The organism is Acinetobacter sp. CY05 (assembly GCF_059515805.1).
The window spans coordinates 70,818-91,232 of sequence record NZ_JCAKMW010000002.1; the positions used below are offsets into that span (position 1 = coordinate 70,818).

The following is a 20,415-nucleotide window of genomic DNA, read 5'->3' on the forward strand; positions in this document are numbered from 1 at the left end:
TTTAGCGTTCTACTTTAAGCACAGCAAGGAACGCTTCTTGTGGGATTTCAACGCTACCCACTTGTTTCATACGTTTCTTACCTTCTTTTTGTTTGGCAAGAAGTTTCTTCTTACGCGACACGTCGCCGCCATAACATTTTGCCAATACGTTTTTACGCATTGCTTTTACAGTAGAACGGGCAATAATTTGCGCACCAATGGCCGCTTGAATCGCGACATCAAACATTTGACGTGGAATCAAATCTTTCATTTTTTCAACTAAAGCAATACCACGGTGACGTGCATCTTGACGGTGGCAAATCATCGCTAAAGCATCGACTTTATCACCATTGATCAGTACATCGACTTTCACCAATGATGATGATTCAAAACGCACAAAGTTATAATCGAGTGAGGCAAAACCGCGTGAACATGACTTTAACTTGTCAAAGAAGTCCATGACCACTTCTGCCATTGGAATTTCAAAGGTAATCGCTACTTGGTTACTCACAAACTTCATGTCTTTTTGCACACCACGGCGCTCAACACATAAAGTCATCACGTTACCCAAGTACTCTTGCGGCACCAAGATATTACATTCAGCAATCGGTTCACGTAGATCTTCAACAGTTGAACCATCTGGCATTTTTGATGGGCTATCGATGTAAATGGTGTCACCATTTTTCATCACTGCTTCATAAATTACCGTTGGTGCAGATGAAATTAAGTCTAAGTCGTACTCACGCTCTAAACGTTCTTGTACGATTTCCATGTGTAGCATGCCTAAGAAGCCACAGCGGAAACCAAAACCTAAGGCATCTGAACTTTCAGGTTCAAAGAACAATGCAGAATCGTTAATTTGAAGTTTTTGTAGTGCTTCACGGAACGGTTCGAAGTCGCTGGCATCAATTGGGAATAAACCAGCATAAACCTGTGGTTTCACTTTCTTAAAGCCGGGTAAAGTCGCCACATCTGGCGTACTGGCTAAGGTAATGGTATCACCCACTGGCGCACCAAAAATGTCTTTAATGCCGGCAATTACAAAGCCCACTTCACCTGCTTCTAAGATATCGGTTTCGGTGTGTTTTGGATTAAAGATACCTACAGAGGTAATAATGTGCGTTTGACCGGTTGATTTCATCAACATCTTGTCGCCTTTACGCACACGACCTTGTTTAATACGCACTAAAGACACCACGCCTAAGTAGTTATCAAACCATGAGTCAATGATCAAGGCTTGTAATGGCGCATCACGATCACCTGTAGGCGCAGGAATGGTATCCACCAGTGTCTCTAATACACCTTCAATACCTAAACCAGTTTTTGCCGAGCAAGTTGGCGCATGGGTGGCTTCTACCCCAATAATGTCTTCAATTTCTTGAATGACACGCTCAGGTTCAGCTTGTGGTAAATCAATTTTATTTAAAACCGGTAAAACTTCTAAACCTTGCTCAATCGCGGTATAGCAGTTAGCAACTGATTGGGCTTCTACACCCTGTGCCGCATCTACGACAAGGAGTGCACCTTCACAAGCTGCCAATGAACGTGATACCTCGTACGAGAAATCCACGTGTCCCGGCGTATCAATGAAGTTCAGCTGATATTCTTCACCATTTGGGTGAGTGTAATATAAGGTTACAGATGCCGCTTTAATGGTAATGCCACGCTCACGTTCTAGCTCCATAGAGTCTAAAACTTGAGCTTGCATTTCGCGATCTTGCAAACCACCACAGGTTTGAATAAAACGATCCGCTAGGGTCGACTTACCATGATCGATATGCGCGATGATGGAGAAGTTACGTATGTTTTTGATATTTACAGACTTTTTAGCAACTGCCATAAACTACTCTAAAAATGTGTACACATTCAGATCACAAGACTACATCAGCAATCGTAAGGTGCAAAAAGGATATTCCGAAGATGCTGCACAGTATAAGCAGGCGCGCGTTAAAAATACATAGAGCTAAACAAATATCGCTCGAAATCGTTCAGAAAATTGGCAGTCACGCATTTATACAGCAGTAACAAAGTGCATTAAAAACATACAATCATAGACAGGTGAAAATAAGACAGCGCTTATTTTTAAGTCTATGCCAAGCGAGAAGAGGGATGCTTGGCATAGACTTAAGGCTATTATAGATGATTAATTTTACTAACATCTATATTTAATCTAGCTAAATCATGCTCATTTGTTAATAAATGGGTAGTTTTTAAGCAGAATGTTGTTTTATGCCAAAGTCGTATGGATTTTCATCACCACTCAGCGGTTGGTAGGCTTGTAAAAACGTCGGTGACATCCGTTTTGGTCGACCTGTGGCCAGCTCAATACATGCCCATTTGGTTGATCCAGTAAAAAGAAGACTTTGATCTTTTTGACGATAAAATGCATATTGGCGAAATGAATATAAGCTGTTTAGATCGTTGAGCCATGTTCTTAAAATAATTTCATCGGCTAAAAATGCTGCCTTGCGATATTGCACATGATGCTCAACCGCAACCATGGCATGCTTAAGCTGTTGGTATTCTGTTAAGCCTAAACCTAAAGCTTCGATATGTGCTGTTGCCACATCTTGCATCCAATGCATATACACCACGTTGTTGACGTGACCTAAACTATCAATATGTTCAGGTTGCACCTGAATGGTTAAATCAAAAATATCACTCATTTGTGCCACTTCCTTTTTTTTGCTGCAGTGTAACGCGGTTGATAAAAAAAGCCATGTTTAACATGGCTTTTGATTTTAGCGAATCCGCATGCCTAAAATCATGGCTTGACCTTTACGTAATAAAGACACACGTACCACTTGTCCTGATTTTAATTGAGCAACTCTTTCAATAAAGGCTTGGCTATTTTGAATCGGCTGATTATTGAAAGCGGTAATAATATCACCCGCTTGAATTCTCGCCTCAGCTGCTATCCCACTGCGACTCACCTCTTGAACAAAAACACCGCCTTTTACGCCACTGCGACCTAACTCATCCACAGTTAAATTACGAATCGCAATGCCTAATACTGGACCTTTATGGCTGGTTTGACTGCTGCTTTGTTGCTTAGCAGGCGTATTATCAGGGGCTGTGCTTAATGTAGCCGATAAAGTTTGGCGCTTATCATTACGTAAGACTTGTAGTTGAATCACTTGCTGCGGTGCAGTGCGATTGAGCAGATTTAATAATTGTGAGGTTTCACGAATAGGATTGCCATTCAGCTGTAAAATCACATCACCCGCTTTAAGACCTGCCCGTGCAGCTGGTGAGTTGGGCGCAACTTGGGTAATTAAAGCCCCTTCAGGTTTATCTAGTTGGTAAGATTCAGCCAAAGTACGGTCTATATCTTGCAGTTGCACGCCTAAATAAGAACGAATCACGCGGCCATTTTTCTTAAGCTGTTCTGCCACATCCATGGCTACATCGATGGGAATCGAAAAAGATAGGCCCATATAACCACCAGTACCACTAAAGATCCGAGAGTTGACCCCAACTACTTCACCGCGTTGGTTAAACAGTGGCCCACCTGAGTTACCCGGGTTCATCGCCACATCAGTTTGAATAAACGGTACTGCATTTTCACCCGTCACATTGCGCATTTTGGCACTGACAATTCCAGCCGAGGCGGAGTAGTCAAAACCAAAAGGTGAACCAATGGCCAATACCGCCTCACCGACTCTGAGTTGATCAACATTGCCCATTTTAAGTTGTGGATAATGGCTGCCGGTCACCTTCAGCAAAGCAACATCGGTACGTTCATCACTCCCGACCACAGTGGCATCAATTTCACGCCGATCATTTAAGGTAATAGTGACTTTAGATGCATCTTCAATGACATGATGATTGGTTAATAAATAACCATCTTTGTCGATAAAAAATGCGGTGCCATAACTATTTTTTTCCTGTGGTATCGCCTGTTGCGGCACTACAATATTGGGACCAAAGAAACGACGCAGTAATTCAGGTACTTGCTGCTGCAACACTTCTTGCTCAGTCATTTTTTTAGTGACGCTTACACTGACCACAGCTGGGCTCACCTGAGCCACCAAGTCAGAAAAATCCACTGTTGCTGCTGAGGTTGTCATTGCTGCTGAGGTGACCAGCACGCCATAGAAACTTTGTTTTAACACGCGATTATTCATAGCAAGATCACAAATGTTTTTATCAGTTTGGGAGGAATAATTAAGGTTTTAACATAAACCAAGTCTTTATTTAGTAACAATATGTTGAATTAGTTATGAAGAAACAAGTAGTTATTTTTTATGTGACTACAGTCACATTTTCATGATTTTTCTTTTCGCCGCTGTATTTTTGTACTTGCCTTTTGTTTAAAAAAGCGCTGAGATGATCGGACTTTTTTTAAATTAGCGGATGGACATGTCTAATTTACCTACAACCCATCATTTTGATGTCATTATTGTCGGTAGCGGCGGTGCCGGTTTAAGTCTGGCCTTATCACTCCCCAACAGCATGCAAATTGCAGTTTTAGCCAAATCAGATTTGACTGATGCGAGTACCTTTTATGCCCAAGGTGGTGTCGCTGCCGTGCTTGATCAAACCGACTCGATTGAACAACACATTAATGACACCATGATTGCTGGTTCACAACTGTGTGAGCAAAATGCAGTGCGCCAAACCGTTGAAGGGGGCAAACCATCTGTTGATTTCTTATTAGATCAAGGTGTTCAATTTACTTTAGATGAACAGCAGCAATTACATTTAACTCGTGAAGGGGGGCACTCACAGCGCCGTATTATCCATGCAGCGGATGCAACAGGACGTGCTATTTCCACCACCTTGGTTGAACGCGCGCGCGAACAAGCCAATATTCACATTTTTGAAAATTTTATTGCCATTGATTTAATTACCACACAAAAACTTGGGCAAGCAGGTGAAAACCGTGCCTTAGGATTATATGCACTCGATGACAAAACCGAACAAGTACATAGCTTTTTAGCACCCTTTACTGCCCTTGCCTGTGGTGGTGCGATGAAGGCTTATTTATATACCTCCAATCCTGATATTGCCACAGGCGACGGCATCGCTATGGCGTATCGCGCGGGTTGCCGCGTGGCCAATATGGAATTTAATCAATTCCATCCGACTTGTCTTTACCATCCCCAAGCGCGTTCGTTTTTAATTACTGAAGCCATGCGTGGTGAAGGGGCTTATTTACGTTTACCTGATGGTGAGCGTTTTATGTTACGTTTTGATGAACGTGCCGAATTAGCTCCACGTGATATTGTAGCACGCACCATTGACCATGAAATCAAACGCTTAGGGATTCGTCATGTGTGGTTAGACATTACCCATAAACCTGCTGAATTTATCATTGAGCATTTCCCAACGCTATATGCACGTTTAATGGAACTGGGCATTGATATCACCAAGGAGATGATTCCTGTGGTGCCTGCGGCGCACTATACCTGTGGGGGTGTGGTCGTGGATGAGCATAGCCAAACTGATCTTGCAGGCTTGTATGCCATTGGGGAAACCTCTTATACAGGCTTACATGGTGCCAACCGTATGGCAAGTAACTCGTTATTAGAGTGTTTTGTCTATGGCATGGCGGCAGCACAACATATTCAAGCGAAATTTACCAGACCTGTTACTCTGCCCCAAGTACCAGCTTGGGATGACTCTCAAGTCATTGACCCAGATGAAGATGTGGTGATTTTACAAAACTGGGATGAATTACGGCAGACCATGTGGAACTATGTGGGCATTGTACGCTCCACTAAGCGCTTGCAACGTGCCCTACATCGTATCGAAATGCTCAAAAAAGAAATTGCAGAGTATTATCAAGATTATCAAGTCAGTAAGAATCTGATTGAACTACGTAATTTGGTGTTGGTATCAGAAATGATTGTACGTTGTGCTTTGGCGCGTAAAGAATCGCGCGGCCTACATTACACGCTTGATTATCCAGACCTTGCGCCTGAATTGCGTAAAACCGTACTCAATCCACCTGATTTTCAGGTCGATCAGCCTTTGGTGAATGTTGAACTGACGGCTTAAAGCCCACCAAAACGGATGCGCAAAGCATCCGTTTTTTTATTCATCTGGATAATAAACCGCTTGTGCAATCTCAAAGGTGCGTACATGCAGTGGGATCAGCTGAGCGAGTTGCTGATAGCCCCCTGCTAAGACAAACATCATTGGAATTTGACTGTTTTTCGCTAGACCAAAGACCAACTGTTCACGTTGTTCAATCAGATCGCGGCTAAACCACGTTGAGCCATGCGGATCATCCTGATGACAGTCCATACCTGCTTGATAAATGATTAAATCTGCACCCCATGCTTTGGCGGCTGCAAAACCTTCATGAATTGCCTGTTGATATTCAGTAAAGCTCCCTTGAGTTTGGTGAATATGCCGTGTCTCAGCACGCGTATAACTCCCACAGCCAAAGGCCTGACCATAGATGCTAAAGTTATATAAATTGGGCATTTTGAGCACAAATTCGGCAGTACCATTGCCACCATGTTGATCACAATCTAAGACAAAAATACGTTTATCTGGAAATTGCTGCGCAACCAAGGCAAGACCATTGAAAGTACAATAAGCACAGCCAAAATCAGGACTAGCATGGTGAAAACCTTGTGCAATATTGGCTGCCAAGCCATGTTTAAAGGCCAATTCAGCTGCTTTGAGTTGACCGGCATTTACTGCAAGCACTGCGTCTTTTAGCTGTGCATTCCAAGGTTTAAAGCCTTGAATAGTGGCTAATTTGCGTGGCTCTCCGGTTAAAAACGCCTCGACATAGCTTGCTTCATGCAATTGTTTAAGCATTGCAACATCTAGTTCTTCAGGCTCATAAAAGCGCACATAGTCATATTGGCTTAATGCCTCAGCCACTAAAGCCAATTTTTCCATACTATTGCTTGGAGTATGAGCAAAATACTGCGCTGAATAACACACATGAAGCACGGCGATTTCCCTATTGCGCTTGAGCGACCTGTAAAATTTGTGATAATTGCGTGGTTTCAGGACTATATAAACCATTTTGAACTTGCTGCTCAAAATGGCTACTAAACGCACGACGACGATTTTGTGATGAAATGGCCAACGTGGTCAAACGCAAAAAATGAAATCCTGGCATTTCATTCACAGGGGCTACAAAGCCGTTATAGCCTTTATTGCTGCGTTTATTGTCAATCGCGTCTGCATCGTAACGCACTGAAAAGAGCGAACCTTGTGGCAAACGCACGCCATTCATTAATACAGGCTGTAAACTAATACAAGAATGGTTATCGCCCATATTGAGCTTTTCCATTAATACCGGTTGTTGCTGATGATCGACAAAAATATTAATTTCACCACGACGTAACACTTGATTATGGGCAATTTTTAAAAAGAATTTCTCTGCCATTGGACAAGAACCGACTTTAGGCTTATCCATTAAGGTCTCGAGTTCGATATAACCCGTGTCCTGTGCTGTTTTGGGTAAAATAATATCTTCAATTAAATTGGCTAAAACTTTACTTTCTTCAAATTCAAGCAAGGCACTCATGTTACGTAATTTTTTTTGCCATTCTACCTGCTCGCTTAAGGCTTGTGCATAGTCATTTTGATGCTGAGCAAGATAAGCCAAGACATGAGGGTTTTGATCTAGGTTACGCCATGAATCTAAAATTAAACCCTGACTGGCCGCTTGTGAGATTAATTGCTTGAACGGCTTGCTATCAACATCTTGAAAAATGCGTAAATCTTTATATTCATCTGGATAACGTGGCACATTGACTGATTCTGCAATAACACGTGTGGCTTGCGTATACCCACAGCCGCGACGTTCGGTTTGATGGCTGTAATGTTCATTTAACATTTCAACCAGCGTTTCTGATAATGAGTAGCCCTGCTCGCGATAGCAGCGTACTAACTCATGATCTACATTTGACATGCTCGTCCTCAAATTCCCACATTAAAGCAGCGTGCTTGGTGATAGTGTTTCTGCCCAATCAGCACAGCAATTAGGCATGCACCTTAACATAGTGTAACTTTCAACTAAATCGCATATTCTGCCAATTATACGGCCTGAATATGCTGCATTGCCGCTGCAAATACTGCATCGGCGGTTTGTGTTGCATCTAAACGTTTGATTCTATTTGGCTCATTTTGACAAAGCGTGGCATAACCTGAACGCACTTTTTCAAAAAAAACTGCTTTTTCTTGCTCAAAACGATCCAATTCACCACGGGCACGGGCACGTGACATCCCCACTTCAATTGGTGCATCTAACCAAAAGGTTAAAGTTGGCATTTTGGCGACAAAGTTTTGGTTTAATAAAGCTAATTTTTCTGCACTTAAACCGCGGCCCGCACATTGATAAGCGAAACTAGCATCGCTAAATCGGTCGCACAACACGGTTTTACCGGCAGCTAAGGCAGGTAAAATCACCTGTGCGAGATGCTGTGCACGTGCAGCATACATCAGTAATAATTCAGTGTCATGGCTCATGGCTTCATCGTGATTGACACTCAGCAGTAGACTACGAATCTGCTCTGCCATAGGTGTGCCACCCGGCTCACGGGTTAAAATCACCTCTTGACCTTGTGCCTGCAAAGTATCAAAGATGCGACGAATGAGTGTGCTTTTTCCGACACCTTCGGTGCCTTCAAAACTAATAAACATGCTTATTCCTTTTTGGCGCGTAAGACTTGCAAATATTCTTGCACGGCACGATTGTGCTCTGCCAATGTAGCGCTAAATTTATGTCCACCATTGCCGGTGGCGACAAAGTACAGCGCATCAGAGTTATCTGGATGCATGGTTGCCTCAATGGCTTTTTTACTTGGTAAAGCAATTGGCGTTGGTGGTAAGCCATTGATAGTATAGGTGTTATATGCAGTTGGCGTGCGTAAATCTTTACGCGTGATATTGCCATTATAATTGTCACCCATGCCGTAAATCACGGTTGGATCAGTTTGTAAGCGCATCCCTATTTTTAAACGACGCGCAAACACGCCAGATACTTGTTGCAACTCACTGTCAATACTCGTTTCTTTTTCGATAATTGACGCCATAATTAAGGCTTCATACGGCGTTTTATACGGCAAGCCTTCAGCACGATTTTGCCATGCTGCATCTAAAGCCTTCATTTGGCGTTGATATAAATCGATTAAGATTTTTCGATCACTTTCGCCTTTGGCAAAAAAGTAGGTATCAGGGGCAAATAAACCTTCAGGATGAGCATAAGGAATATTTAAAGCGTGTAGCAGTTGATCATAGGGTAAATGCGATACTTCTTGCTTAACCAAATCGTCTTTTTTCAAACGCTCAATCAATTGCTTAAAGGTGGTGCCTTCAATCACTAAAATACGGTTCATTTGCGCATTTTTGGCATCTGAAATCATACCAAGTACATCACGCACACTCATTTGATCCGTGATTTCATACACCCCAGCTTTTAAAGAGTCTTTAATCACAAACTTTTGATAAAGTTTAAGCAGCACTGGAAAACTCACTTTGTCTTCTTTGGCCAATTGATCGATAAAGCCTGAGTAGGTATCCCCTTGATTAATCGCCAGCATTTGTTTTTTCCCCTCCAGTGGATAGGCTTTAAACAAACTTGACCATATCATCCCCAGTACAATCATCAACATAGCCAAGGCCAGCACAACAAACGCTTTTAAGCCAATATAAGATGATTTTTTTTTCGCTTTTGACGCCATAATTTAAGCAATTTGATTGAGTTGAAGTTGTGCGAATAAGGTCTGACAACTGTCGATCTGTAACTGTTGATCGGCAAATTGTGTCACCATTTTCATCGCGCTTAAGGCGTTACAGAAAAATAAACTTTGTAACTGCTGTAATTCGTCGTGATGCACCGAGCGCACTTCACAGGCAATGCCTTGTTGTTGCATCCGCGCTAGAATTTCAGCACGCATTACACCTTGGACGCCATTATAGCGAAGTTCTGGCGTCACCCAAGTATTGTTTAACTTTAAAAAACAGTTACTGCTCACCCCTTCAACAATTTGATCTTGATGATCTAAAACCAAAGCTTCACTGAAACCACGTTCATCAGCTTCGGCTTTGAGCATGACTTGTTCTAAACGGTTTAAACTTTTAATGCCGACTAAAGCTGGCATGGTCTGTCCCAGTCTTAGATTCAACACGTCGCTTTGAATAGTTTCAGGGGCAAAAGGCTGTACCTGTTTAGGATAAAAAAACAGCCACACATCCGCATCTTGATCAGGCAAGCTATAACCACGCTGTCCCACACCACGACTAATCACAATTTTTAAGGTACCAGTGGCTTTGGGTAAATGAGCCAAACTCACAGGTAAAGAGACTAAATTGGCGCGCAGCTGTAAGGCTTGGCAGGCTTGCTCTAGCCGTGCAATATGCCGTACTTGTAGTTCAATTTGACCGTCAATCATACGTGCGGTGCTAAAACAACCATCCCCATAATGAAAGGCACGGTCATTTAAATCGAGCTGTGTAACTGCTTTGCCGTTTTTAAAACATTGCATTGTGGAAGCTCCCTCTTCTTTAAGTTTTATTGTAAAACGGCTTGGATTTAATCGAGTGCAGATTCTATTTCTTTTTTACTTATATAAAATTCATTTTTTATTATTTTTTATGCAAAAACACTCGCGCTATGCTGCATCCACTTCAACAGCACCAACTTTTTTTGAGGAAGACTATGCGCTTAGCTACATTAAAATTAGGAATTATCGCCGCGCTTGTATCTGTTTCTAGCCTTGCTGCAGCCAAAGACTTCCTCAATGTGTCATATGACCCCACACGTGAGTTATATGAAGACGTCAATAAACAATTTGGTCAATACTGGCAACAGCGTACCGGTCAAAAAATTAACTTTAAGCAATCACATGGTGGCTCAGGTAAACAAGCCCGTTCTGTGATTGACGGTTTATCTGCCGATGTGGTGATTTTGGCTTTGGCTGCTGATATTGATGTCTTAGCACAAAAAGCCCAGCTATTACCGCAAGATTGGCAAAAAAAATTACCGCATAACTCGACGCCTTATACCTCAACTATCGTGTTTTTAGTACGTAAAGGCAACCCGAAAAATATTCAGGATTGGGGCGATTTAGTTAAAAATAATGTGGGGATTATCACGCCTAACCCAAAAACTTCAGGGGGCGCACGCTGGAACTATTTAGCGGCATGGGCTTGGGCTAAACACCAAGCGGGTGGCAATGAGCAAACTGCACAAGAATTTGTACGTAAAATTTATAAAAATACCAAAGTATTGGATTCTGGCGCGCGTGGTGCCACCACGACCTTTGCTGAACGTGGCATTGGGGATGTTTTATTGGCTTGGGAAAACGAAGCATATTTAGCGGTACGTGAGCAACCGGGTAAATTTGAAATTATTACTCCAAGTTTATCGATCTTGGCAGAGCCGCCAGTGGCCATTGTTGAGAAAAACGTGGTTAAACACGGCACCCAGCATTTAGCCAAAGGTTATTTAAACTTCTTGTATTCACCTTATGGTCAATATTTAGCAGCCAAACATTATTACCGTCCGCGTGATGTCGCCACCTTAGAAAAAAATAAGCATATCTTTAAGCCATTAAAGCTGGTCACCATTGACCAAGAATTTGGCGGATGGAATAAAGTACAACAAGCTCATTTTGAAAATGGCGGCATCTTCGACCAAATCGTGAAAGCCAACAGCGCTAAATAAACGCTGAGATTGAATAAGGAGCATCCGCATGATTCATACCGTGATCGTCCCTGGCGTTGCAGGTAGCGAAGCCCAGCATTGGCAAACATGGTTAGAAAATCAATTGCCAAGATGCTCCCGCGTTCAACAAAATGACTGGAATCATCCTGTGTTACATGAATGGGTTCAACAGTTTGTCAACACAGTGGTACCGCTTCAAGCACCGCTTCAAATTGTGGCGCATAGCTTCGGCTGTTTAACCACTATGGCCGCGCTGCATATGTTTCCTGAGCTGAATGCCAAGATTCAACATGTCGTGTTGGTGGCGCCTGCCAATCCTACCCGTTTTGGTGACAATGGTTTTGCTCGCGATAGCCTTAATCATTATGCGGATTTTTTCCATAATATTTCGCCACAAGCGCCGACCAGCATGCTGATCAGTGAAAATGATCCATGGTTACAATTTGATGATGCCAAACAGTTGGCCAAATCATGGCAAATCAAGCCTGTGAATCTCGGTCAAGTCGGTCATATTAATGTTGCTTCAGGCTTTGGACCTTTTCCGCAGATTTTTGATTATCTGATCTCAGAAAACGAGATGTCTCATATCAGCATTACTGATGATGGCAAGTATTTTTTTAAATTTGCAATTTAAGCATGGCTCTCTATGCTTATGACAAAGTTCGATTTTTATTTTGCGTTGATTGATTTGGGTCAACATTCTCTCTTTGAGGAGTAATCATGTCGCAGCGATCCCGAGTGCTGCCAGGATTTGGTCTTTCCCTAGGCTTTACCCTAGCGTATCTATCCTTAATCGTTTTGATTCCTTTGTCTGCAGTGTTTATTAAATCACTGGGCATTGGTTGGGACGGTTTTATTGAAATTATTAGTTCAGAGCGAATTTTAAAGTCGCTGCAACTCAGCTTTACCACTGCGCTATTGGCCGCGTTTATTAACGTGGTGTTTGGTTTATTACTGGCGTGGTGTTTAGTACGTTACCGTTTTCCAGGCAAACGTATTGTCGATGCTTTAGTCGATTTACCCTTTGCACTCCCTACTGCGGTTGCAGGTATTGCCCTAACTTCTTTATATGCGCCAACCGGCTGGATTGGTCAATATTTAGAACCGATTGGTATTCAAGTGGCGTATACCCCAATTGGTATTACGTTAGCCTTAATTTTTATTGGTATTCCATTTGTGGTGCGTACCGTCCAACCGGTACTGGCAGATTTAGAAACCGAGCTTGAAGAAGCAGCTTCAGCACTCGGTGCCACGCGTTTTCAAACCATCACTAAAGTGATTTTACCCATTTTATTCCCAGCGCTGTTAACCGGCTTTGCTTTGGCCTTTGCACGTGGTGTGGGTGAATACGGTTCGGTGATCTTTATTGCCGGTAACCAACCGTTTGAAACTGAAATTGCGCCGTTAATGATTATTTCGCGTTTAGAAGAATATGACTATGCCGGTGCCACCACCATTGCAGTGGTCATGCTTGTGATTTCTTTTGCGATTTTGTTCTTGATTAACTTAGTACAAGCATGGGCCAGCCGTCGTACTGGGAGAACTGCACGATGAATATCAATGCCAATGCTTTGGCCGACAAGTTGCAATCGCGTGATGCGACCCGAGAACCGCTTTGGGTACGTTATACCTTAATTAGCATTGCCTTAATTTTCTTTGTCAGCTGCTTATTATTGCCACTGGTTTTGGTATTTGTAGAAGCATTTAAACAAGGTCTTGGTGTATATACTCAAGCCTTGGTGCATCCGGATACCTTATCGGCAGTGAAACTGACTTTACTCACTGCAGCAATTGCGGTACCACTCAACGTGGTGTTTGGTGTGGCCGCAGCATGGTCTGTAGCCAAATTTAACTTCCGTGGTAAATCGATCTTAACCACCATTATTGATATGCCGTTTTCGGTATCACCTGTGATTGCAGGTTTAATGCTGGTGCTCATGTTTGGTACTCAAGGTTGGTTTGGCGGTTGGCTGATGGACAACGACATTAAAATTTTATATGCCGTACCTGCCATTGTCTTAGCCACTATTTTTATTACTGTACCTTTTGTAGCGCGTGAATTGATTCCTTTAATGGAAGCACAAGGCACTGAAGAAGAAGAAGCAGCGATTGTTTTAGGTGCTTCAGGTTGGCAAACTTTTTGGAAAGTCACCTTACCCAATATTAAATGGGGTTTGATCTATGGCGTGATTTTGTGTAATGCGCGTGCCATGGGTGAATTTGGTGCAGTATCGGTGGTGTCAGGACACATCCGCGGTGAAACCAATACTTTGCCTTTACATGTAGAGATTCTCTACAACGAATATACCTTTAGTGCCGCATTTGCCGTATCTTCGCTGTTGGCTTTATTGGCGATTGTGACCTTAATTTTAAAAAGTTGGGTTGAAATTCGCCAAGAAAAACAAAGCCAAAAAAATGACGATTCAGCTTCTTAAGGAATGACCTCATGAGTATTCAAGTTAAAAATATTGAAAAACACTTTGGTGCATTCCATGCACTCAACAACATCTCTTTAGATTTTCCAGACGGTCAATTGGTGGCGCTACTTGGCCCATCGGGCTGTGGTAAAACAACATTGCTGCGTATTATTGCCGGTCTTGAATCTGCGGATTCTGGTCAAGTGATTTTGGAGGGCGAAGACGCCACCAACGTACATGTACGTGAACGTGAAGTCGGCTTTGTGTTTCAACATTATGCATTGTTCCGCCATATGACGGTCTTTGACAACATTGCTTTTGGTTTACGGGTACGTCCGCGTGCAACACGTCCAAATGAAGCTGAAATTAAAAAACGCGTAACGCGTTTGCTTGATTTAGTCCAACTCGGCTTTCTCGCAGATCGTTATCCAGCGCAGCTCTCGGGTGGTCAGCGTCAACGTATTGCACTCGCACGTGCCTTAGCGGTTGAACCACGTGTCTTGTTACTTGATGAACCGTTTGGTGCCTTAGACGCCAAAGTACGTAAAGAATTACGTCGTTGGTTACGCACACTACATGATGAATTACATATTACGTCTATCTTTGTGACTCATGACCAAGAAGAAGCTTTAGAAGTAGCTGATCAAATTGTGGTCATGAACAAAGGAAATGTCGAACAAATTGGTTCGCCGCGTGAGGTCTATGAGCGCCCTGCAACACCGTTTGTATTTGACTTCTTAGGTCAAGCCAACCGTTTTGAAGGCACGAATCAAGGCGGCAGTATTCAATTTGGCGCAGACCGTATTCAATTGGCGAGCGCTAAAAATGGACCACAAGGCGATGTGATTGCCTTTGCGCGTCCAGATGAGCTAAAAATCCATGCTCAACCTCAAGACAATGCCATTCAAGCCACATTTATTCGTGAATTGTGGATTGCAGGCAAAGTTGTGGCAGAACTTGAAGGTCGTGAAGGTAATCTGATTGAGATTTCTTTGACCCCTGATGAAGCTAGACTGCATCAGTTCCGCCCAAATCAAACTGTATGGCTCACTGCATCGGCCTTACACTTATTTGCAAATCAAGTCGCATAAAACCAAAAAAGATGGGGCAATTTTAGCCCCATGTATCAAAGGGTAAACAACATATGAATTTCCAGCAATTACGGATTATTCGCGAAACCGTCAGACAAAACTTTAATCTGACTGAAGCTTCGGCTGCGTTGTATACCTCGCAATCAGGCGTTAGTAAGCATATTAAAGATTTAGAAGATGAACTTGGCGTACAACTTTTTATTCGTAAAGGTAAACGCTTACTGGGTTTAACTGAACCCGGTCAGGCGCTGCTGGGAATCGTAGAACGAATGTTGGTGGATGCAGATAACATCAAACGCTTAGCCGACGATTTTAACAAGGTCGATGAAGGCACCTTAACCATTGCCACCACACATACCCAAGCGCGTTATGTGTTACCCCCAATTGTGAATAAGTTTAAAAAGGAATTTCCAAAGGTTCACTTGATTTTGCAACAAGCGAGTCCAGTGGAAATTACCGATATGTTGTTACAAGGTGAGGCGGATATTGGTATTGCCACCGAGTCTTTAACCACAGAAGATAACTTAGCCAGTGTGCCGTTTTATAATTGGCAGCACAGCATCATCACCCCACAAAATCACCCACTGGCGCAAAAAAGCAATATTGGCATTCGCGAACTAGCGCAATATCCAATTATTACTTACCATGGGGGCTTTACCGGGCGTTCTAAAATTGACAAAGCGTTTGAAGAATCAGGTTTAGATTTTGATATTGTGATGTCAGCCCTGGATGCCGACGTGATTAAAACTTATGTGGAACTCGGTATGGGGATTGGGATTGTGAACGACGTGGCTTACGACCAAGAACGTGACTATCGTTTAAAACAAATCCCAACCGACATTTTTGGGGTGAATACCACTTGGCTTGCAGTACGTAAAGGTCACTTGCTGCGTGGCTATGGTTATGAGTTTATTTCACTGTGTTCACCAGAAGCTGATATTCGCGCCTTAAAACGTGTCGCTTACCCTGAAGATTAAATCTTAAAAAGAGCAGCGTTCAGCTGCTCTTTTTTTTAATGTGATACGGCTTGTTTAGCATCCAACACGCTATTTTTTGCCCCACGATTTAATAATAAATTCAGTAAAATTGCCGCCAAAGTTGCGGTTCCAATCCCACCCAAATCAAAACTGCCAATTTTAAGACTTAAATTACCTGCACCCATAATTAAACTCACCGCTGCAATAATTAACGTGCTGTTTTGCGTAAAATCAACTTTATGATCAATCCAAATTTTCGCCCCAGCAATGGTAATCAACCCAAACACCACAATTGAAGCACCGCCTAATAATGCCACAGGAATGGTGCTAATCACGGCGCCAAATTTAGGCGATAAACCGAGTAATATGGCAAAACAACCTGCAATCACGAAAATGGTGGTGCCATACACTTTGGTGACAGCCATCACCCCGATGTTTTCCGCATAGGTGGTCATACCTGTACCCCCCACCGAACCTGACAATGAGGTACATACGCCATCGGCAAAAAAAGCCCGTCCCATATAAGGATCCAAGTTTTTACCCGTCATGGCAGACACCGCTTTAAAGTGACCTAAATTTTCTGCCACTAAAATGAGAGCCACAGGTGCAATCAGTAAAATAGCATTGGCTTCAAACACAGGACTGTAAAAGTTAGGCAAACCAAACCACGCAGCATTGGCAATTGGTGCAAAATCAATAGGCTTACCTAGCCCTAGAAGATTAGTTAACACAAAGTACAGCACATAAGCCGTCACTAAACCGACCAAAAGCAGTAAACGTCGTAACATGCCACGGGTAAACACTGCAACAAGGCTAATACATAAGATGGTCACGACAGCCATCCAACTATCAAAGCTATTACTCGATACACTTTGAATGGTCACAGGCGCTAGATTTAAGCCAATAATCATCACAATGGCGCCAGTGACTAAAGGTGGCATCAGTTTTTCAATCCATGCCGTGCCTATTTTCATCACCACTAAACCTATTGCCGCATAAATTAAGCCACAGACAATGGTACCGCCTAAGGCTAAGGCAATATTGGGGTTAGAACCTGCGCCAGCATAACCTGTTGCCGCAGCCACTGCGCCAATAAAGGCAAAGCTTGAGCCAAGATAACTTGGCATACGCCCACCCGTCATGAGGAAAAATAAGATGGTGCCGATCCCAGTAATTAAGATCGTCAGATTCGGGTCAAAACCCATCAGTAATGGTGCCAGCACTGTGGCACCAAACATAGCAAAGGCATGCTGCAAGCCAAGCACGATGCTTTTGCCTGCGGGTAAATATTCATCCATTTGCACAGGCGTAGTATCTAAATTGCCTTGATAGGGTTTAAATTTTGCAAACCAAGCTTCTTTTGACATCGGCTGCCCTCCTAATGTGGCATTGCAATGGGCGCACAATATTGACGATTAAAATACACTAAAGCATTCGTGTCTTTGGGGCTTTGCATGGCCTGTACTTCACAGATGAGAAGCAGATGACTGCCTACTGCATGTCGCTCTCGAATGAGACAATCAAAGGCCACTAAAGCCTCTTGCAGTACGGGTGCACCTGTTTGCAGTGTGCCCCATACATGTGAGTTAAAACGTTGGGCTTGTGCGGTCTTGCTGGCAAATAAATTGGCCAGTGCTTGCTGCTCATGGCTTAAGGTATTGACACATAACACGTCGCTATTTTGAAAATATTCAAACACCGAAGAATTCTGATTTATACAGACCAATAAGGTGGCAGGTTGGTCAGTCACACTACAGACTGCCGATGCGGTAAAGCCTGCCTGACCGTGTGCTGTACGTGTGCTAATAATATTCACAGCCGCAGCTAAATGTGCCATACCCTGTCGAAAACTTAAAGCATCTAGGCTGTTCTTGAATTGCAGTTTACTGTTCATGACTGACCTCTGTTTTTTATTTTATAAATGTGCAGTTGAGGCAATTTCAACCAAAGCTTCAGGTTTGACTAAACCCACTTGAATGCAATAACGTGCTGGCTTATCTTCGGGGAAATATTCGGCATAAACTGCATTTATCGCAGCATAATCGGCCCAATCTTTGACAAAAATATGATTAAAGGTGATGTCCTCCATGCTGCCGCCCGCCGCCGCAAGCACACCTTTAATGGTGTCTAAAATATGGCGCGTTTGTGCTGCGGCATCGCCGACATGCAGTACGTTGTTATTTTCATCAAAAGCCAAGGTTCCTGACACATACACAATATTGTCGGCTTGGGTGGCAGGCACATAAGGCGCTAGCGGCTTGGCAGTTCCTGCGGGAATAATCACTTGTTTTGGCATGTTGTCCTCGTTATGCAGATTATTTTAAGTTATTGTTTTGAAAGGTGTTGCAGAATTTTTCGGTAGTACTAACCCACCCAAAAAAGGTTTCAATATTATAAATACTGGCAGCATGTGCTTCGCTTGGCCCTGCTTGATGGCAGGCGTCGTCTAACACCACACCAAAATATTCTAAAAAGAAACCATCACGTAAGGTCGATTCCACACAAACATTGGTGGCAATACCCACAAAGACCAGATTACGAATACCACGGCAACGTAACATGCTGTCTAAAGCCGTATTAAAGAAGCCACTGTAACGCGGTTTTTCAATAACTAAATCCTGTGGCTGTGGCTTAAGTTGATCAATCAGTTCAAAATCCCACTCCCCTTTGGCCAATAACTTGCCATACAGCTTTGGATTTTGGCGCATGGTTTTGAGGGCATTGGATTTATGAAAGTTAGGCGAATTGATTCCGCCTGCTTCACGGTAGTCTTTGTCCCAACCATTTTTAAAATAAATCACTTGCATGCCTGCACTGTGTGCTGCATCCACCGCTTTTTGAATATTGGCCACTACGGGTGCCGTTTGTGATACATCAAAACCCGCCAAATCTAAATAGCCGCCTCGCGAGGTATAGGCATTTTGCATATCAACCACAATCAATGCGGTTTGCTCAGGCGCGAGTTGAATCGCTTCAGGACGTGCACTTAACACTTTGCCTGTGCCAATGGCTTGGGTAAATTCACTACAAATAATACTCATGCGGTTTTCTCCAAAGTTTGACCTTCCACTACAACATGCTGACGGCATTGCATTAAGGGCTGGATGCGTTGTCCAAAATCTTCCACCCCCTGAATAAAGTCATCAAAGGTGAGTAGGATGCCTTCTGTGCCCTGAATCTCCCCAATTTCATCCAACATTTTTGCGACATTGGCATAAGAGCCGACTAAGGTGCCCATATTGATATTCACCGGCGAGACACTCGATGCCATTTGGCGAATATTGGTGTCACTGCCAGATTTAGTGTCTTTACCACCTTGGTTCATCAGCCAATTAATCGCTTCTACATCGGCACCCTCGTTATAGTGCTGCCATTTCGCAAAGGCTTCAGCATCGGTTTCGGCTGCAATCACCATAAACAACACATAAGTTTGTACATCACGACCGGTTTGATCGGTATGGGTTTTTAAACGCTCGTTAATTTCGGCATAAGCCGTTGGGGTATTTAAACCTTTGCCAAATACAAAGTTATAGTCGGCATATTGCGCGGAAAACGCCAAACCTGCATCCGATTGTCCTGCGCAAATAATTTTCATATCGGCTTGTGGTTTGGGACTGACGCGGCAATCGTTCATCGTGAAATGTTCACCTTTAAAATCTGAACGTCCATCGGCCCACAGTTCACGTAAAATTTGCACGTATTCAGACAAATATTCATAGCGTTTGCCAAAATACTCATCGCCCGGCCACATGCCCATTTGGCTATATTCTGGTGCTTGCCAACCAGTCACCACATTTAAACCAAAACGACCATTGGAAATTGAATCAATGGTGGATGCCATACGCGCTACAATCGCAGGTGGCATGACTAAGGTTGCTGCAGTGGCATAAATTTGAATTTTTGAGGTCACAGCGGCAAGGCCCGCCATTAAAGTAAAACTTTCTAAATTATGATCCCAAAATTCTGTTTTACCACCAAAGCCGCGCAGCTTAATCATGGATAAAGCAAAGTCAAAACCGTAATGTTCTGCACGTTGCACAATCTGTTTATTGAGTTCAAAACTCGGCTGATATTGCGGTGCATTTTCCGAGAGTAACCAACCATTATTTCCAATAGGACAAAAAACGCCAACTTTCATCACACACCTCACTGTTTATTCTGCTTTTAATTTTTGACTGCAATTGCAGTTTTATTTTTCATAGTAGATTTAGCAAAGGCTGTGCCAACATATATTTAGTATATTTAAATCAATCAATTAGAAGATATTTTTTTGACTATTAAGTAAAATATACGATTTTCATCGCAAGGTG

General features: G+C 42.9%; 20 protein-coding genes. 7 read left to right on the plus strand and 13 right to left on the minus strand.

What is annotated here, in order from left to right; all coding sequences use genetic code 11:
* Position 1 precedes the first annotated feature (1 nt).
* The 3 genes from lepA to AC5YCD_RS02770 form a co-directional block, all read right to left on the minus strand.
* A complete protein-coding gene (gene lepA / locus AC5YCD_RS02760; RefSeq protein WP_496128596.1) occupies positions 2–1,819 on the minus strand; it encodes a translation elongation factor 4 in 1,818 nt (605 codons plus the stop codon).
* 370 nt (positions 1,820–2,189) lie between these two features.
* Positions 2,190–2,645, minus strand: a complete 456-nt coding sequence (locus tag AC5YCD_RS02765) for an acyl-CoA thioesterase (protein WP_496128597.1) — start codon at positions 2,643–2,645, stop codon at positions 2,190–2,192.
* Positions 2,646–2,720: 75 nt separating this feature from the next.
* Positions 2,721–4,106, minus strand: a complete 1,386-nt coding sequence (locus AC5YCD_RS02770; protein ID WP_496128598.1) for a Do family serine endopeptidase — start codon at positions 4,104–4,106, stop codon at positions 2,721–2,723.
* A 229-nt stretch (positions 4,107–4,335) separates the two neighbouring features.
* Between AC5YCD_RS02770 and nadB the strand changes: the two genes are divergently transcribed.
* Complete coding sequence (nadB, locus tag AC5YCD_RS02775; protein WP_496128599.1) at positions 4,336–5,982, plus strand: L-aspartate oxidase; 1,647 nt, start codon at positions 4,336–4,338, stop codon at positions 5,980–5,982.
* 36 nt (positions 5,983–6,018) lie between these two features.
* Here the strand turns inward: nadB and AC5YCD_RS02780 are convergent, their stop codons facing one another.
* The 5 genes from AC5YCD_RS02780 to pabC all read right to left on the minus strand — a co-directional run bounded on the left by AC5YCD_RS02780 (position 6,019) and on the right by pabC (position 10,439).
* Positions 6,019–6,894, minus strand: a complete 876-nt coding sequence (locus tag AC5YCD_RS02780; protein ID WP_496128600.1) for an arginase family protein — start codon at positions 6,892–6,894, stop codon at positions 6,019–6,021.
* 10 nt (positions 6,895–6,904) lie between these two features.
* Positions 6,905–7,864 (minus strand): hypothetical protein, encoded by a 960-nt coding sequence (locus AC5YCD_RS02785; protein ID WP_496128601.1) that lies wholly within the window; start codon positions 7,862–7,864, stop codon positions 6,905–6,907.
* Between the two features lie 125 nt (positions 7,865–7,989).
* Positions 7,990–8,595, minus strand: a complete 606-nt coding sequence (gene tmk, locus AC5YCD_RS02790) for a dTMP kinase (RefSeq protein WP_496128602.1) — start codon at positions 8,593–8,595, stop codon at positions 7,990–7,992.
* 2 nt (positions 8,596–8,597) lie between these two features.
* A complete protein-coding gene (mltG, locus tag AC5YCD_RS02795; RefSeq protein WP_496128603.1) occupies positions 8,598–9,635 on the minus strand; it encodes an endolytic transglycosylase MltG in 1,038 nt (345 codons plus the stop codon).
* A gap of 3 nt (positions 9,636–9,638) precedes the next feature.
* On the minus strand, positions 9,639–10,439 hold the full coding sequence (pabC, locus tag AC5YCD_RS02800) for an aminodeoxychorismate lyase (protein WP_496128604.1): 801 nt from the start codon (positions 10,437–10,439) through the stop codon (positions 9,639–9,641).
* 173 nt (positions 10,440–10,612) lie between these two features.
* Between pabC and AC5YCD_RS02805 the strand changes: the two genes are divergently transcribed.
* The 6 genes from AC5YCD_RS02805 to AC5YCD_RS02830 all read left to right on the plus strand — a co-directional run bounded on the left by AC5YCD_RS02805 (position 10,613) and on the right by AC5YCD_RS02830 (position 16,105).
* A complete protein-coding gene (locus tag AC5YCD_RS02805) occupies positions 10,613–11,620 on the plus strand; it encodes a sulfate ABC transporter substrate-binding protein (protein WP_496128605.1) in 1,008 nt (335 codons plus the stop codon).
* Positions 11,621–11,648: 28 nt separating this feature from the next.
* Complete coding sequence (locus AC5YCD_RS02810; protein WP_496128606.1) at positions 11,649–12,254, plus strand: RBBP9/YdeN family alpha/beta hydrolase; 606 nt, start codon at positions 11,649–11,651, stop codon at positions 12,252–12,254.
* Positions 12,255–12,340: 86 nt separating this feature from the next.
* Complete coding sequence (gene cysT, locus AC5YCD_RS02815) at positions 12,341–13,174, plus strand: sulfate ABC transporter permease subunit CysT (RefSeq protein ID WP_496128607.1); 834 nt, start codon at positions 12,341–12,343, stop codon at positions 13,172–13,174.
* Positions 13,171–14,055, plus strand: coding sequence for a sulfate ABC transporter permease subunit CysW (gene cysW, locus AC5YCD_RS02820; RefSeq protein ID WP_496128608.1), 885 nt, complete (start codon positions 13,171–13,173; stop codon positions 14,053–14,055). The genes cysT and cysW overlap by 4 nt, the downstream gene beginning before the upstream one ends.
* Before the next feature lie 11 nt (positions 14,056–14,066).
* The gene (locus tag AC5YCD_RS02825; RefSeq protein ID WP_496128609.1) at positions 14,067–15,128 is read left to right on the plus strand and encodes a sulfate/molybdate ABC transporter ATP-binding protein; all 1,062 of its coding nucleotides are present in this window, start codon (positions 14,067–14,069) and stop codon (positions 15,126–15,128) included.
* 53 nt (positions 15,129–15,181) lie between these two features.
* On the plus strand, positions 15,182–16,105 hold the full coding sequence (locus tag AC5YCD_RS02830; protein ID WP_496128610.1) for a CysB family HTH-type transcriptional regulator: 924 nt from the start codon (positions 15,182–15,184) through the stop codon (positions 16,103–16,105).
* Between the two features lie 35 nt (positions 16,106–16,140).
* Here the strand turns inward: AC5YCD_RS02830 and rutG are convergent, their stop codons facing one another.
* The 5 genes from rutG to rutA are packed head-to-tail and all read right to left on the minus strand — an operon-like array spanning position 16,141 to position 20,243.
* Positions 16,141–17,472 (minus strand): pyrimidine utilization transport protein G, encoded by a 1,332-nt coding sequence (gene rutG, locus AC5YCD_RS02835; protein ID WP_496128611.1) that lies wholly within the window; start codon positions 17,470–17,472, stop codon positions 16,141–16,143.
* Between the two features lie 11 nt (positions 17,473–17,483).
* On the minus strand, positions 17,484–17,999 hold the full coding sequence (locus AC5YCD_RS02840) for a flavin reductase (RefSeq protein WP_496128612.1): 516 nt from the start codon (positions 17,997–17,999) through the stop codon (positions 17,484–17,486).
* Positions 18,000–18,020: 21 nt separating this feature from the next.
* The gene (rutC, locus tag AC5YCD_RS02845; RefSeq protein ID WP_496128613.1) at positions 18,021–18,401 is read right to left on the minus strand and encodes a pyrimidine utilization protein C; all 381 of its coding nucleotides are present in this window, start codon (positions 18,399–18,401) and stop codon (positions 18,021–18,023) included.
* A 19-nt stretch (positions 18,402–18,420) separates the two neighbouring features.
* Complete coding sequence (rutB, locus tag AC5YCD_RS02850) at positions 18,421–19,146, minus strand: pyrimidine utilization protein B (RefSeq protein WP_496128614.1); 726 nt, start codon at positions 19,144–19,146, stop codon at positions 18,421–18,423.
* Entirely contained in the window at positions 19,143–20,243 is a 1,101-nt protein-coding gene (gene rutA / locus AC5YCD_RS02855; RefSeq protein WP_496128615.1) for a pyrimidine utilization protein A, read from the minus strand. The genes rutB and rutA overlap by 4 nt, the downstream gene beginning before the upstream one ends.
* Positions 20,244–20,415 lie beyond the last annotated feature (172 nt).